The 14047-nt window shown below is 33.3% G+C and carries 14 protein-coding genes; 5 read left to right on the top strand and 9 right to left on the bottom strand.

Annotated elements, in window-relative coordinates; all coding sequences use genetic code 11:
* The first annotated feature begins 121 nt into the window (after window positions 1–121).
* The gene (locus ACM6UH_RS03625; RefSeq protein WP_011302488.1) at window positions 122–1810 is read left to right on the top strand and encodes a CDP-glycerol glycerophosphotransferase family protein; all 1689 of its coding nucleotides are present in this window, start codon (window positions 122–124) and stop codon (window positions 1808–1810) included.
* Window positions 1811–1901: 91 nt separating this feature from the next.
* Here the strand turns inward: ACM6UH_RS03625 and ACM6UH_RS03620 are convergent, their stop codons facing one another.
* Both ACM6UH_RS03620 and ACM6UH_RS03615 read right to left on the bottom strand, forming a co-directional pair.
* Entirely contained in the window at window positions 1902–2726 is an 825-nt protein-coding gene (locus tag ACM6UH_RS03620; protein ID WP_011302487.1) for a hypothetical protein, read from the bottom strand.
* 251 nt (window positions 2727–2977) lie between these two features.
* Window positions 2978–3496, bottom strand: a complete 519-nt coding sequence (locus ACM6UH_RS03615) for a GNAT family N-acetyltransferase (RefSeq protein ID WP_011302486.1) — start codon at window positions 3494–3496, stop codon at window positions 2978–2980.
* A gap of 272 nt (window positions 3497–3768) precedes the next feature.
* Between ACM6UH_RS03615 and ACM6UH_RS03610 the strand changes: the two genes are divergently transcribed.
* Window positions 3769–4758 carry an acrylyl-CoA reductase family protein gene (locus tag ACM6UH_RS03610; RefSeq protein ID WP_048787070.1) on the top strand — a complete coding sequence of 330 codons (990 nt, stop codon included), beginning with the start codon at window positions 3769–3771 and terminating at the stop codon, window positions 4756–4758.
* Window positions 4759–4982: 224 nt separating this feature from the next.
* The gene (locus ACM6UH_RS03605) at window positions 4983–6347 is read left to right on the top strand and encodes a sugar porter family MFS transporter (protein WP_011302484.1); all 1365 of its coding nucleotides are present in this window, start codon (window positions 4983–4985) and stop codon (window positions 6345–6347) included.
* A gap of 70 nt (window positions 6348–6417) precedes the next feature.
* Here the strand turns inward: ACM6UH_RS03605 and ACM6UH_RS03600 are convergent, their stop codons facing one another.
* Both ACM6UH_RS03600 and ACM6UH_RS03595 read right to left on the bottom strand, forming a co-directional pair.
* Window positions 6418–6819 (bottom strand): GNAT family N-acetyltransferase, encoded by a 402-nt coding sequence (locus ACM6UH_RS03600; RefSeq protein ID WP_011302483.1) that lies wholly within the window; start codon window positions 6817–6819, stop codon window positions 6418–6420.
* A 150-nt stretch (window positions 6820–6969) separates the two neighbouring features.
* The gene (locus ACM6UH_RS03595) at window positions 6970–8001 is read right to left on the bottom strand and encodes an NAD(P)/FAD-dependent oxidoreductase (protein ID WP_002482481.1); all 1032 of its coding nucleotides are present in this window, start codon (window positions 7999–8001) and stop codon (window positions 6970–6972) included.
* A 117-nt stretch (window positions 8002–8118) separates the two neighbouring features.
* Between ACM6UH_RS03595 and ACM6UH_RS03590 the strand changes: the two genes are divergently transcribed.
* Window positions 8119–9036, top strand: coding sequence for an ABC transporter substrate-binding protein (locus ACM6UH_RS03590; RefSeq protein WP_011302482.1), 918 nt, complete (start codon window positions 8119–8121; stop codon window positions 9034–9036).
* Window positions 9037–9140: 104 nt separating this feature from the next.
* Here ACM6UH_RS03590 and ACM6UH_RS03585 read toward each other — a convergent pair whose 3' ends face one another.
* The 5 genes from ACM6UH_RS03585 to ACM6UH_RS03565 form a co-directional block, all read right to left on the bottom strand.
* Window positions 9141–9554 (bottom strand): DUF2871 domain-containing protein, encoded by a 414-nt coding sequence (locus tag ACM6UH_RS03585; protein ID WP_011302481.1) that lies wholly within the window; start codon window positions 9552–9554, stop codon window positions 9141–9143.
* Window positions 9555–9763: 209 nt separating this feature from the next.
* A complete protein-coding gene (gene rpiB / locus ACM6UH_RS03580) occupies window positions 9764–10210 on the bottom strand; it encodes a ribose 5-phosphate isomerase B (protein WP_002482477.1) in 447 nt (148 codons plus the stop codon).
* 30 nt (window positions 10211–10240) lie between these two features.
* A complete protein-coding gene (dhaL, locus tag ACM6UH_RS03575; RefSeq protein ID WP_047504479.1) occupies window positions 10241–10873 on the bottom strand; it encodes a dihydroxyacetone kinase subunit DhaL in 633 nt (210 codons plus the stop codon).
* A 12-nt stretch (window positions 10874–10885) separates the two neighbouring features.
* Window positions 10886–11884, bottom strand: coding sequence for a dihydroxyacetone kinase subunit DhaK (locus ACM6UH_RS03570; RefSeq protein WP_069822198.1), 999 nt, complete (start codon window positions 11882–11884; stop codon window positions 10886–10888).
* A 43-nt stretch (window positions 11885–11927) separates the two neighbouring features.
* Window positions 11928–13010: an MDR/zinc-dependent alcohol dehydrogenase-like family protein gene (locus ACM6UH_RS03565; protein ID WP_048787338.1), complete on the bottom strand. Its 1083-nt coding sequence runs from the start codon at window positions 13008–13010 to the stop codon at window positions 11928–11930.
* Between the two features lie 175 nt (window positions 13011–13185).
* Between ACM6UH_RS03565 and ACM6UH_RS03560 the strand changes: the two genes are divergently transcribed.
* A complete protein-coding gene (locus tag ACM6UH_RS03560) occupies window positions 13186–13950 on the top strand; it encodes a DeoR/GlpR family DNA-binding transcription regulator (RefSeq protein ID WP_002482473.1) in 765 nt (254 codons plus the stop codon).
* Window positions 13951–14047 lie beyond the last annotated feature (97 nt).

Raw genomic sequence — 14047 nt, 5'->3', positions numbered from 1 at the left:
TGTAAAGAATAAATTTAAATATAGTGAGTTTTGCTCGGGGTTTTTTATTCACGGATATCTTTTGTCTCACGTACGCAACATGGTAAAATAAGATTATTAACTATTAAGTAGAGGGATATTCATGATAAAACAAATTGAAATTACTGCAGTTCATGATTTAGAATCTGAGCTGGAGAAAGCTAGACACGAAGACTGTACACACTTTGTCTTAATAAATGACAGCATAGACATATATCAACCCATGCTTGAGGCTGTATCATTAAAACCGTGTACGATTGTAGCGGACTATACAGTGAAAAATCAATATATCAACGATTGCACATACTTCGGTAAATCAGACATTACATTTAATGATTGGATAGAAAATATTAATCATTTTCCAAATGTGATATATCATATAGAAACAACACAATCTATCTTAAATAATTACGATATTAATAATATATTCGATTTGGCTCTGATATCTTTAATGCAAGATGATGTCATTACAGATAGTCATGTCGTTTTTAACTTTAATTCTGAATTTATAACAAGTAGGCGCATTTGGCATGATATTAAAAATCTAACGCCATTAAATACTACAAAATTCAATTTAAACAAATTAGCTTATACGCATAATCACCCGTTGCCCTTTAAAAACAACGAAATATTAGCTCCTGATCAAATGCGTTTTACTGACAAATGTTTAAATCGCACGCATTTTAAATTACCACATTGGTTATTTAAAATGATTCAAAATCACTTTGTAAAGAAACACCAAAATATGAGCTACATATATGAAAAAGATAAATCAAACATTAAAGACCATATTGTATTCTTAGGTTTTGATTATGGTTTCAGAGGTAATTCTCGCTATTTGTTCAATCACTTTGCAAAACATTTTTCTAAGTTACCCATATATTTCATTACGAATGATGTAAATGGACCCAATTTTATAAAACCAGATGACCCTAAAGCCAAGTCTCTCATAGAAAGTGCCCAGGTTGTTATTTTGGAAAGCTATATTCCAGACAATTTAAAACCAAATGGTACCATTATCCAACTATGGCATGGCACACCAATAAAAAAATTGTTTTTAGACAGTATGGAACCAACGCAAAATCTTAACATTTATAATTATCGAGCACGTAAATATAATAAATGGTTACAGCAAGATTATTTTATCAGTGACTGTGCCCCAATTATTGAACACTTTAAATCTGCTTTTCCACAACAACAAACTCATATTTTAAATTGTGGCTATCCAAGAGTTAGATATTTAATGGACAAACAATCTGATAAACATTATATTTCTTTCATCAAACAAGAACTTAAATTGGATCCTGACAAAGAAACACTATTATATGTTCCAACTTGGCACTCACATTTTGATGAAGTTGATTTATTGCCTATAAGTGACGGGTTACTTAACAAATATAATGTGATATTCAAAGGACATATTGAAGATCAATCAGATTATATGCCTGAAAATGCAATCATTGCACCTACGCATATTGAAGTTCAAGATTTATTGTTAGTATCTGATATTGTATTGACTGATTATTCATCGATTATATTTGATGCCCTATCGATAGATAAAGTTGTATGTCAATATACACCAGATCATGAAAAATATGTAACAGAACGTGGTGTATATGATGACGTGATGCACGCATTATCAACTGTACGTTATAGTGATTCAAAAGCATTGTTAAATGATTTAATCAGTCATCAAATGAAAGATGTTCATCATACTGAATTTATTAATAAAGATAATCATGCCTTTGAAACAATTTCTCACATCATTCATAAATGTATTAAATCTAAGTAATTGAGACTATGTCATAACTAAATAACAAACAAAAAAGTGAGCCAGACTTCATTAAAAGACTGGCTCACTTTTTCTAAACCTAAATTCAATATTATTGTTGATAAGCAGGGTCCACTACTCTAACAGTACCTTGTTGATCAACTGTAGCTATTGTATATGTTCCAGGTTGCGCTTGATTTTGGAAACTGAAGATATAGCTATAATTTCCTTCGCTACCTTCAATTGCATAATCATTATATGGATTAGATTGTCCATTTAAACCATTCACTTCAGTTGTAGCATTATCTAAAGCATTTTGGAAATTCGGTAAGTTTTGTAATGCAGCTTGTGAATCAGGTGTACCAGATGTAATATTTTGTGCTACTGGCACTGCATTTTGACCTTGATACGGCGCTACGTATTGCGATGTGTTGGCACTAGAAGCACCATTATTTGCATCTGCACTTGCATTATCATTTGAATTACTACCATTAGCATCATTCATAGCACCATTCTCGTTGCCATTACTTTCTGAAGATGTGGCATTGTTAGCATTGTCATTGTTTCCTGATGCATTATCTCCATCAGCATTTGAACTTGAGCCATCACTATTTGCGTTACTGTCATTGTTACTTGATGAACTATCTGAACCTGACGCATTATCCGAGCTGTTTTCATCATCTCCATTATTGCGATCACTTGAACTACTGTCATCAGATTTACTATCTGAATTTTTGTCTGAATCTGAATTGTTATCTTTGTCTTTATCAGAATCATTGTTCTTTTTGTCATCGTTCTTAGAATCTTTGGACTTATCATCAGAAGATTGATTGTCTTTTGAACTATCATCCTTTTTACTGCTGTCATCATCACTACCATTTGAACAAGCAGCTAGTGCTAATGATAAAGTCAAAAACCCTGCTAATAATTTTTTCATATATGAAAACCTCCTTGAATTTATAATACTCATGACACAAAGGTTACTTAGTATGTATCACGCTATCATTTAGGGTTGATGAGAATTATTATGTTATTCACTATAAATTCAAAAATAAACATCTTTCATCAAAATTCTTTCAAAAGAAAATATAAATTTAACAAAATCAAAACAATTTTTAAGTTTATATTGATAGATTACACATCTTCGACAATTTAAATCATTACACATGTTAAATTAACATACCTAGGTCAGATGTCTCTCTCCATTATCAAGTCGGTATCTACAACATTCCCTGTATAAAATTGATGTTCACCTGTCACCGACAATCCTTGCTTTTTATAAAAATTAAAAGCCTGTGCATTATGTTCCCACACGCCTAACCATATTTTCTTTTTATTTAATTCACGCGCTTTCGCAGTGGCAAACTCAATTACTTGTTTGCCCCGCCCACCACCTTGGGCATGTGGTAAAAAGTAGATACGTTGAATCTCAAGATAAGCATCCCCCTTTGGTTCAGTTTGTGCTTCATTAATGTTTAATTTAAAATATCCAACAATGTCACGATTTTCCTTATAGAAATAAATGAATGAATTGTCATCTTTTAACTCTTGTAGTAATTGATCTTTTGCATAAGCCTCATCAAAGTATGCGTCGAAATCTTCATCTGTATATTCACCATGCTCAAACGTCGTCCTAAACGTAGTGATACTTAATTCTCTTAATACTTTAACTTCATCTAGTTTAACCATTTCTATAGATTGATCCATTCCGCTTTCACCCCACATTATATTTTATTGTCATTATACTAAAGTCGAAGACAGGTTACTATTTTAAAAAGCACCTGACTCAGTTCTAACTTATTCACTCTATATAGAATAAATCTACGAATTTTATGTAATTTAAAAGTTTTTTTAAATTAAAACGCTTTCTTATAAATACTCTAGGTTTGGCTTATTGTGTAATATTCAATTACATGATAAAGTAGGTCTTGTTTTTTAATTGTTCGTAATTTTTATACATAAGGGAGTGCCATTCAGTAATGACTAACACATTCAAAGCCTTTGTAGTCGATGAACAAGACGGCAAAGTCGTGAATCAATATAAAGATATTTCAGTAGATGCTCTACCAGAAGGCGATGTACTTATTAAAGTAAAATATTCTGGAATCAATTATAAAGATGCGCTTGCTACAGTAGAAAATTCAAAAATTGTTTCTTCTTATCCAATGATTCCAGGTATTGATTTAGCTGGTGTTGTAGAACATTCAGATACACATGCTTTCGAAAAAGGCGATGAAGTCATCGTTACGGGTTATGACTTAGGGACTAGCCATTTTGGTGGTTTTAGTGAATATGCACGTGTTAAAGAAGAATGGATTGTACCATTACCAAAGGATTTAACATTAGAAGAAGCAATGATTTATGGTACAGCTGGATATACAGCTGGATTAGCTATTGAAAAGTTAGAACATAACGGACTTTCTATCGAAAAGAAAGATATACTCGTACGTGGTGCTACCGGAGGTGTTGGTACATTAGCGATTATGATGTTAGATTCAATTGGATTTGATGTTATTGCTAGTACTGGCAAAAAAGGTGCAGAGGACAAACTAAAAGCGCTTGGAGCTAAAGAAGTTATTTCCCGCATTGCTAATAGCGATCAAAAAGCACTTGGCAAACGAACTTGGCAAGGTGTCATTGACCCAGTTGGCGGAGAGAGTTTATCACAAATCGTGAAACAATTGGATTACAATGGTATGGTTGCTGTTATTGGTATGACAGCAGGTGCAAAATTTGATAGCTCAGTATTTCCATTTATCTTGAGAGGCGTAAGTATTATAGGTATTGATTCAGTTTATACTGAAATGAGACAACGCAAACATATCTGGCGCCGTTTAGCTAAAGATTTAAAACCAGATAACTTACATGATATTAAAAAAGTAATCCACTTTAATGATATTGAAGATAATATTAAACAAGTACTTGAAGATAATAATTCAGGTAGAATCGTCATTGATTTTAATGCTTAATCCTTAATCCTTAATCCTTAAAATAAACCTTAGTTTTCTTTTAAAAAGGAAATTAAGGTTTATTTTTTTATCGATTTAAACGCGTCCCTTTTTTATTCGTATATGAATAAAATGATATCTAATATAAATAGATATGAATAAATAAAAATCTTATATTTTAATATTTACAACCAAAATATGAAAGCGTATACTTATTGATATCGAAACTTATCAGGAGGGTTTTTATGGGAATTAAAGTAGATAAAAAACTCATCTTTTTCCTTGGTGCATTGGGAGGTTTACTCTATGGTTACGACATGGGAGTAATATCGGGTGCTCTATTATTTATAAAAGATGATATACCATTGAATAGTGTTACAGAAGGATTGGTTGTTGCATCTATGCTTGTCGGTGCCATCTTTGGTTCTGGTGCAAGTGGGCCATTATCTGACAGACTTGGCCGTAGACGTGTGGTATTTGTGATAGCTATTGTTTATATTGTTGGTGCACTTATCTTAGCATTAGCACCTTCAATGCCCGTATTAGTTATAGGTCGTTTAGTTATCGGATTGGCTGTTGGTGGCTCTACTGCCATTGTTCCAGTTTATTTATCTGAAATGGCACCTACGGAACAACGTGGTTCTTTAAGTTCTTTAAACCAATTAATGATTACGATTGGTATCTTATCTTCATATTTAATCAACTATGCTTTCACACCTATCGAAGGTTGGAGATGGATGTTAGGTCTTGCAGTTGTACCGTCACTTATTTTATTAATTGGTGTCGCATTTATGCCTGAAAGTCCTAGATGGTTACTTGAACATAGAAGTGAAAAAGCAGCACGTGATGTTATGAAATTAACATTTAAAGACAGCGAAATCGATAAAGAAATCGCAGATATGAAAGAAATTAATAGTATCTCTGAAAGTACATGGAATGTTTTAAAATCACCATGGTTACGTCCAACACTGATTATTGGTTGTATATTTGCTTTGCTACAACAGATTATCGGTATTAACGCCATTATATATTATGCACCTTCTATCTTTAGTAAAGCAGGATTAGGCGATGCTACTTCTATTTTAGGTACTGTTGGTATTGGTACTGTGAACGTTATCATTACGATTGTTGCAATTATGATTATTGATAAAATTGATCGTAAACGCTTATTAGTCATTGGTAATATTGGCATGGTTGCTTCATTACTTATTATGGCCGTATTAATTTGGACAATTGGTATTCAATCTTCTGCTTGGATTATCGTGGCTTGTTTAACGTTATTCATTATATTCTTTGGTTTTACTTGGGGACCTGTATTATGGGTAATGTTACCAGAGTTATTCCCTATGCGTGCACGTGGTGCCGCAACGGGTGCCGCAGCATTAGTATTGTCAATCGGAAGTTTATTAGTTGCTCAATTCTTCCCAATATTGACTGAAGTCTTACCTGTAGAACAAGTATTTTTAATTTTTGCAGTGATCGGGATTTGTGCACTAATATTTGTCATCAAATACTTACCTGAAACACGTGGTCGTAGTTTAGAAGAAATTGAAGCTGATTTACGTTCTAGAACAAATGCCACAGATGCAAATATTCATGAATCAAAATAATTTATAAACTGACACACATAAGGGTGAATCGCCATAATGCGACTCACCCTTTTTTATTGCCATACTATGCTTAAAATTTGATATACATACCACAAGAATGAGGTTCTGTAGTGATAAATCCATATTGTGCGTATAATTGATCTGCTGGATAATCAGCCATTAAACTAACATAAGTACCTTCTTCAGCTTCATTTTCTACATATGACATGATATGCGACATAATCGTTTTACCATAACCTTGTCCTTGAAACTCAGGGTTTACAGCAATATCAATAATTTGAAATGCTGTACCACCATCACCGATGACACGTCCCATACCTATCAAGTCTGTTCCATGATATATGGTCACATTAAAACATGCATTGCTAATGCCCTTTTCCGCAGCTTTTTGTGATTTCTCACTTAACCCTGCTACTTTTCGCAAATTTCTATAATCAACTACACTAGGTGCTTCATGCTTTATCTCTATCATCGTGCCACATCTCCTATAACTTATGTTTTCTATATTATGATATAGTCCGTAATAATTCTCAAACTATCCTTCATATAAATAATGATTTTTGTATAAAAAAATCGACAACGGTTTTTCCGCTGTCGTTTAAAAAGCATCATGTGCTGTAAGCTATAAATATTTTTTCATAACTACCTTATTAGATTCTTTGAAAATCTCATTATGGCTAGAAACATAGCCTTCTGCTTTTGCTTTTGGTTCTATATAAAGTTTAGCTAGGTTAGCTGCATTCGCAGCGTCACTAAATGCACTTGCAATTAAATGTGCTTTAGCTTCATGATAAATAATGTCACCACATGCATATAGACCATCGATGCTTGTAGCAGTATTACCAAAGCCCTTAATGCTATATTCATTAAACATATCTACTTTAGCAGAAGATTGTTCAAGTAATGTATTCTCTCTATCAAAGCCATGACTAATGATGACATCATCAAATGATTTTACAGTATGTTCCCCAGTTTCAATATTCTCTAAGATGACTTGCTCAATCTGCGTTTGCGTTTCATCACCAATTAATTGATGTATATGTGTATTCGGTAATTTTTTAACGTTTAATTGTTCCAATTTTTCTTTCATGACTTCATAACCTTTAATATCAGCTTTTCTATATATTAGCGTTACACTTTTAGCATAGCCACTTAAATCATTTGCCCAATCCAATGCTGAATTGCCAGCTCCTGAAATCAATACATGTTTGTCTTTGAATTTTTTTAATGACTGAACGACGTAATGTAAATTTGTCAATTTGTATCTCTCTGCATCCTTAATATCGAGTTGCTTCGGATTAATGATGCCGCCACCAATCGCAATAATAACTGATTTACTAGAAAATACATTACCTTTATCAGTTTCAACTTCAAAGTGTTGTTGTTCTATTTTCCTGATATCAATCACACGTTCTTCTAAATTTACTTCTGGTTCAAAATGCAAACCTTGCTTAACTGTATCTTGAATTACTTCAAAACAAGGTTTTGGAGCTAACCCACCAATATCCCAAATAATCTTTTCTGGATATACATGCATTTTACCACCAAGTTTATCCTGGATATCTATAATACGCACACGCATACCCCTTAAGCCTGAATAGAAACTAGCAAATAATCCTGCAGGACCTCCGCCAATTATAATAACATCATCCATAAAGCATCCTCCCAAAATTCAGCTTGTGTCTTTCCTACATTATGCTATAATTGATAACGATTATCAATGAAAACCTTTTAATTTTCAAAATTCTTAAAATTTAGGAGCTGTTAATCTGTGAAGAAATTGTTATTAATTTTAATTTGTTTGACATTATTTGTAGGCGCTTGCAGCACACAAGATTCAAGTAAAAAGAACGATAGTGAAAATAAATCCACTGAAAAATCTTTTAAGGATGATACAGCTAAAGAAGTTAAAATTCCTAAAAACCCTAAAAGAATTGCTGTTTTACACCCAACTTATATCGGCGCATTGGTAAAATTTGGCCATAAGCCGATTGCCGTACCAGAATTTGTAGAGAAAAACAAAGTATTAAATGATGCTACAAAAGGCATTAAGCGTATTGATAATACCAGTGTTGAACAAGTTACTAAACAAAAACCGGACCTTATCGTAACGACAATACAAGATAAAAATATTAAAAAATTACAGAAAATTGCTCCAACCGTAGCTTTTGATTCAGAAAAATCTACTTATAAAGACCATGCAAAAAAACTTGCCGCTTTAGTCAATGAAGAGTCGAAAGCTAAACAATGGATTAAAGACTGGGATAAACAAATGGCCGACGATAAAAAAGAATTGTCACCATTAATTAAAGGCAAGACTGTGTCAGTATTGCAACAAACTCCAAAAGGTACTATGGCATTTAGTGATCATTTAGGTAGAGGCACAGAAATCTTATATGATGGTTATGGTATGAAGCAACCTAAAGCGCTAGAAAAAGCAACTCAAGACAAATTTGCCACACCTATTAATCCTGAAAATTTCAAAGATTATATAGGCGATTTTGCAGTTATTGCGACAAATGGTGATCAACCTGCACCGTTCGAAAACACTAATTATTGGAATAATCTACTAGCAGTTAAAGATAATCAGGTGATTAAATTTGATGTTACAGAAACACAGTATAATGACCCTATTTCTTTAGAAAAACAACGTGATATTTTTTATAAAGCATTAAAATCAAAAAAATAATATAGTACATCTCGTTTCATTTTTACTAGTACTGTAGATAAAAATTATTTATAAAAAAGCAAAAGCTGCCAACAATGGTTTACGCATTGTTAGCAGCTTTTTAATTAATCCCTTGGGTCTTTCACTATTGCATTTCTTAATAAGAAGAATAATAGTATAAAGCCAGCAGTTAAAATCGTATGACCTATACCTGCATATCCCGCAAAAGATTCAGGCACAGTCAATCCAATGACTTGGTATGTACCTTTTGTAAACATCATACCTATTGTCGTTAATACGCCAATATTATAAACAATAAAGAACCAATTAAATAAATAATAACTACTTAGTTTAAATACTTTTACAACAGGCAATAAAATCAAATGCATAAACATCCCTAATATAAGGGTATGAGTATGTACTACAACGAGTTGTGTATCACCAGTGAAATGATGTGCAAGCGTCAATTCACGATAATAGAAACCACTGAGTAAGCCTAAAACTGTATAAATTAAAAAAGCATATAATACTCTACGCATAGATAATCCTCCTCAAGCATATTATATGACAATTATCTTAAAATTACAGTGACAATTCTTCAAACATATAGAAATACTACGACGTCTTTGCTTTACCTTATATATAACCACGTCTTGTTTATCACATAACTACAAATTAAAAACTAAGCATCCTATTTTTAGCGCTAGTATAGGATGCTTAGCCTTTATATTATTAATCCAGTTATGTTTTACTTATTTTCACTTTCTTCCACTTTATCGATCTTATCAACTTTGCGCTGTGAACCACCTTCCCAACTCACATTAAGATAAGCTTCAACATTTTTTTTAGCAACTTCAACACCTATAATTTGTGCCCCCATAGTTAAAATCTGTGCATTATTGCTTAATTGTGCACGTTCTGCAGAATAATAATCGTGTGCTAATGCTGCACGTATGCCTTTTATTTTGTTTGCAGTAATTGCTACACCAATACCCGTACCACAAATCAAAATACCGCGTTCGTTTTCACCTTGTTGAATGCTTTTTCCAACTTCAGCCGCTACATCAGGGTAGTCCGTTTCAGCACATTGATGACAACCAAAATCTTCAACTACATGTCCTAAATGCTCAACATGCGCTTTGACCGCTTCTTTTAAATCATATCCATTATGGTCTGCACCAATTGCTATTTTCATTAAAATTCCTCCTTAAATTTTCTTCATACCTTATATAAATGTTTTAAATGTATCTAGCATCAAATAGGCAGACATTGCGCCAGGATCTACATGTCCTTGGGAACGATATCCCAAACGTTTTGATCTTCCTTTATTCGATACAATATCTTTAGTACTTTCCATACCATGTTTTGCTTCACCTAACGCTACTTGAAATGCATCAGCAAACGATTCCCCTGATTGTTGTGCATGTTCTAATGATTTGTAAAAAGGTTCAAGTGTATCTATCATCGTTTTATCGCCTATTTTAGCTTTACCTCTATCCTGGATTCCTTTACAAAAAGCAATCCAATATTGATAGAGACCTTCATCATCTAAAGATGTCTCATTTTTAACAGCAACGGCACCTTTTAAATAGCCAGAAGCGTACAATGGTCCGACAGATGAACCGACAGCATCTAAGAAACGCTTACCAACTGCTACACTAATTTTTGAAATATCATCTTGGTCTGCCAATTCATTTTGAATTGTTTCTTTAACAGCTTGATAACCGATATCCATCGTTACGCCATGGTCACCGTCACCAATTTTTCTATCCAATTCGCAAAGTTCGTCTTTTTTATTTTCAAAAAGTTCGGTTAAAGCTAAAATATACGCTTTAAATGATTCATTTGTTAATGTCATAATGCGCTCCTCCTAAATGACTTTGAAATTTGGACAATCTATAGGATGATCTATACAGCGCTTCAATGTATCATCAACTTTCATCAATGTAATTGAAAATCCACCCATTTCCATTGAAGTAATGAAATTCCCTATAAATGTTCGGTATGTGTTGATATGATTATCTTTTAAAATTGCATCTACTTCTTTATTGGTAATATAAAGTTCCATTTGTGAAGTGGCGCCCAAACCATTGATTAAGACAACAACATCATCTTCAGCGTGATAGATGTCTTCTTTTAAAATATTTTGCATAATAACTTGAACCGTTTCTTTAGCTGTGCGAATTGTTGTTTTTTCAATACCAGGTTCACCGTGATGACCTAAACCGATTTCCATCTCATTATCTTTTAAATCAAAGCTTGGTTTACCTGTTTGCGGCAAATAACATGGACTCAAACCAATACCCATTGAACGCGTTTGATCGTTTGCCAATTGCGCAAAACGTCTAACTTCTTCTAAATCATAACCATAGTCTGCAGCCGCACCAGCCGCTTTATAAACTAATAATTCTCCTGCAATCCCCCTGCGATCATCTATATCTTTGGAAGAAGCGACGTCATCATTACCAATCACTGCCTTAGTCACAATATCATCTTCAATTTCCGTCATTTCACTCGCCATTTCAAAATTCATTAAATCTCCTGCGTAGTTTCCATAGATATAAAGTACGCCATGGCCATGATTTATTTCTCTTGTAACTGCCTGTATAGGTATTGGCGAAGGTGAAGCAAAAATATTTCCAACGGCTACACCATCTGCCATACCTTTACCAACATATCCTAAGAATGCTGGTTCATGACCAGAACCGCCACCTATCAATATGCTAACTTTTCTTTTGTCATTTCTCTTTTTGCCTATTAAAGCTCTCTTATGGAGTTCAGAACGTCTAATATATTCTGGATAAGCAATTAGATAACCAGACATTAGTTCCTCAATCACATTATCTGGGTTATTAATCATTTTTTTCATTTTAAAACGCTCCTTTTACGACGTTGTGTTTGACAATATTAATTTATGGTACTAGAACCACTTTTAGCGATTGATCTCCTTTTTTCATCAATTCAAATCCTTCTTCAAAATCTTTTAAAGGTAGTTGATGTGTGACAACGCCATCTGTAGGGAAGTCGCCTTTTTGAATACCATCTATAACCAATGGATAACAATAAGGTCCTAAGTGACTACCCATTAAATCTAATTCTTTACGGTCAGAGATAATACTCCAATCCACCGTGACTGGATCTCCAAAAACAGAAAATTCTACAAAACGACCTAATTTTCTAATTGCACTTAAACCTTGTTCTACAGACTTAGGATGGCCAGTTGCTTCAATATACGTATCACAACCATATCCTTCTGTCATATCTTTAATTTCTTTTACAACATCCACTTTTGATGGGTTCATAACAATATCAGCACCAAATGCTTTAGCTAATTCTAATCGATCATCTTTCATATCTAAGACGACTAATGTTTCCGCACCCGCTTTTTTAGCTACGCCAACCATACCTAAACCTAGTGTACCGGCACCAGATAGGACAACAAAGTCACCTAATTTAATATTGGCACGTTGAATGGCATGCAAGCTACATGCATATGGTTCAATTAAAATGGCTTTTTCAATAGGCATATCTTCTGGTACTTTGTAATTAATAGCCTCTTTAGTAAATTTCATATATTCCGCCATACCACCGTTAACATTGTTTTGGAATCCATAAAGATCATGTTTTTCACACATCCAATATTCGCCGCGGTTACAGAATCTACAATTCCAACAAGGTACGATTTGTTCTGAAATCACACGATCTCCAATTTCAAAATCTGTAACATCTTCTCCTTTTTCTACAATGCGTGCTATAAATTCATGTCCCGGAATCATAGGTGCTTTAATGTATGAAGGTTGCTTTTCATCACCCCAAAAACTTGGTGCACCGCCATAAGCCTTTATATCACCAGCACATATACCACATGCTTCAACTTTCACAACAATTTCTTTAGGATGTTCTATCGTTGGCGTTTCAACTGTTTCATATTTATATTCTCCAGGCGCGTATGCGACTACTGCGTTCATTGTTTCAGGATAATTTTTCTTACTCATCATTAACAGCTCCCTTATCATTTTTAGAAAACGCTTTCATATATATGTGTAATTCTAATATACTTTTTCATTTATCACAAATATTTTTTCATTTATTTTCGTTTTGTTTTCTTTTTGTTTTCTTATATAGAATTTATGTTAATATAAAAGTGATACTAAAGAGGATGTGAAGCACATGAAAATGTATGCAGATGAACGCAGAGAACATATATATTCGTATATTAAATCTCATAAACGCGCAACAGTAAAACAACTATCTGATTACTTAAGTGTTACTGAAGCAACAGTAAGAAGTGATTTACGGAGACTAGAAAGTGAAAATAAATTAACACGTACACATGGTGGCGCTAAAGTCACAGAAAATATAGGCTCTAAATTTAACTTTTCTTATCGTTTAACACAAAAACACGGTGAAAAATATAAAATAAGTAAGTCCGCCTTAAAAAAAATCAAACCGCAACAATGTATTATGATTGATGCAAGTTCGACTACTTATGAACTCGCCAAATTACTTGCAGAAACTACGATGGAACTGACAATTATTACAAATGGTCTAGAAAATGCCGTACTATTAAAAGAAAATCCACATTTAACCGTTCTCGTAGTTGGTGGTTTTGTTTCACAAGATTCAAACGCGATAACTGGGAATATCGATTCTCAAATTCTAGAAATGTATCACATTGACTATTTCTTTTTATCTGCAAATGGTTTTACGTTAGAAAATGGATTAACTGATTTTTCATTACCTGAAGTACAATTAAAAAAACAAATGGTACAAGAAAGTGAAAACGTCATCGCTCTCATTGATAAAAGTAAATTTGGTGTTTCTTCAACACTTTCCTTTGCGAAAATATCTGATATTAATGAAGTCATTACGGATGAAAAACCAGAACATAAATGGCTTAAACATGTCCCGTTTTCAGTAACCGTTGCACAATAACAATAATGAAGTTTCACTGAATCGCACATGCATATGGTATATTTTTAATTTCAACATCTTACAAACGTGATCACTAAATAATTCGCGACATATAAAA

Source organism: Staphylococcus sp. LKG4-2 (assembly GCF_050955665.1).
Lineage (GTDB): Bacteria > Bacillota > Bacilli > Staphylococcales > Staphylococcaceae > Staphylococcus > Staphylococcus saprophyticus.
Note: the sequence above shows the minus strand (reverse complement) of the source record. Positions and strands in the feature narration are given on the sequence as shown.

Coding starts and splice junctions, on each gene's coding strand:
- ACM6UH_RS03610 (WP_048787070.1), top strand. CDS start 3,769: ATGACTAACACATTCAAAGCCTTTGTAGTCGATGAACAAGACGGCAAA.
- ACM6UH_RS03595 (WP_002482481.1), bottom strand. CDS start 8,001: ATGGATGATGTTATTATAATTGGCGGAGGTCCTGCAGGATTATTTGCT.
- ACM6UH_RS03620 (WP_011302487.1), bottom strand. CDS start 2,726: ATGAAAAAATTATTAGCAGGGTTTTTGACTTTATCATTAGCACTAGCT.
- ACM6UH_RS03600 (WP_011302483.1), bottom strand. CDS start 6,819: ATGATAGAGATAAAGCATGAAGCACCTAGTGTAGTTGATTATAGAAAT.
- ACM6UH_RS03625 (WP_011302488.1), top strand. CDS start 122: ATGATAAAACAAATTGAAATTACTGCAGTTCATGATTTAGAATCTGAG.
- ACM6UH_RS03585 (WP_011302481.1), bottom strand. CDS start 9,554: ATGCGTAGAGTATTATATGCTTTTTTAATTTATACAGTTTTAGGCTTA.
- rpiB (WP_002482477.1), bottom strand. CDS start 10,210: ATGAAAATAGCAATTGGTGCAGACCATAATGGATATGATTTAAAAGAA.
- ACM6UH_RS03560 (WP_002482473.1), top strand. CDS start 13,186: ATGAAAATGTATGCAGATGAACGCAGAGAACATATATATTCGTATATT.
- ACM6UH_RS03570 (WP_069822198.1), bottom strand. CDS start 11,884: ATGAAAAAAATGATTAATAACCCAGATAATGTGATTGAGGAACTAATG.
- ACM6UH_RS03615 (WP_011302486.1), bottom strand. CDS start 3,496: ATGGATCAATCTATAGAAATGGTTAAACTAGATGAAGTTAAAGTATTA.
- ACM6UH_RS03565 (WP_048787338.1), bottom strand. CDS start 13,010: ATGAGTAAGAAAAATTATCCTGAAACAATGAACGCAGTAGTCGCATAC.
- ACM6UH_RS03605 (WP_011302484.1), top strand. CDS start 4,983: ATGGGAATTAAAGTAGATAAAAAACTCATCTTTTTCCTTGGTGCATTG.
- dhaL (WP_047504479.1), bottom strand. CDS start 10,873: ATGACATTAACAAATGAATCATTTAAAGCGTATATTTTAGCTTTAACC.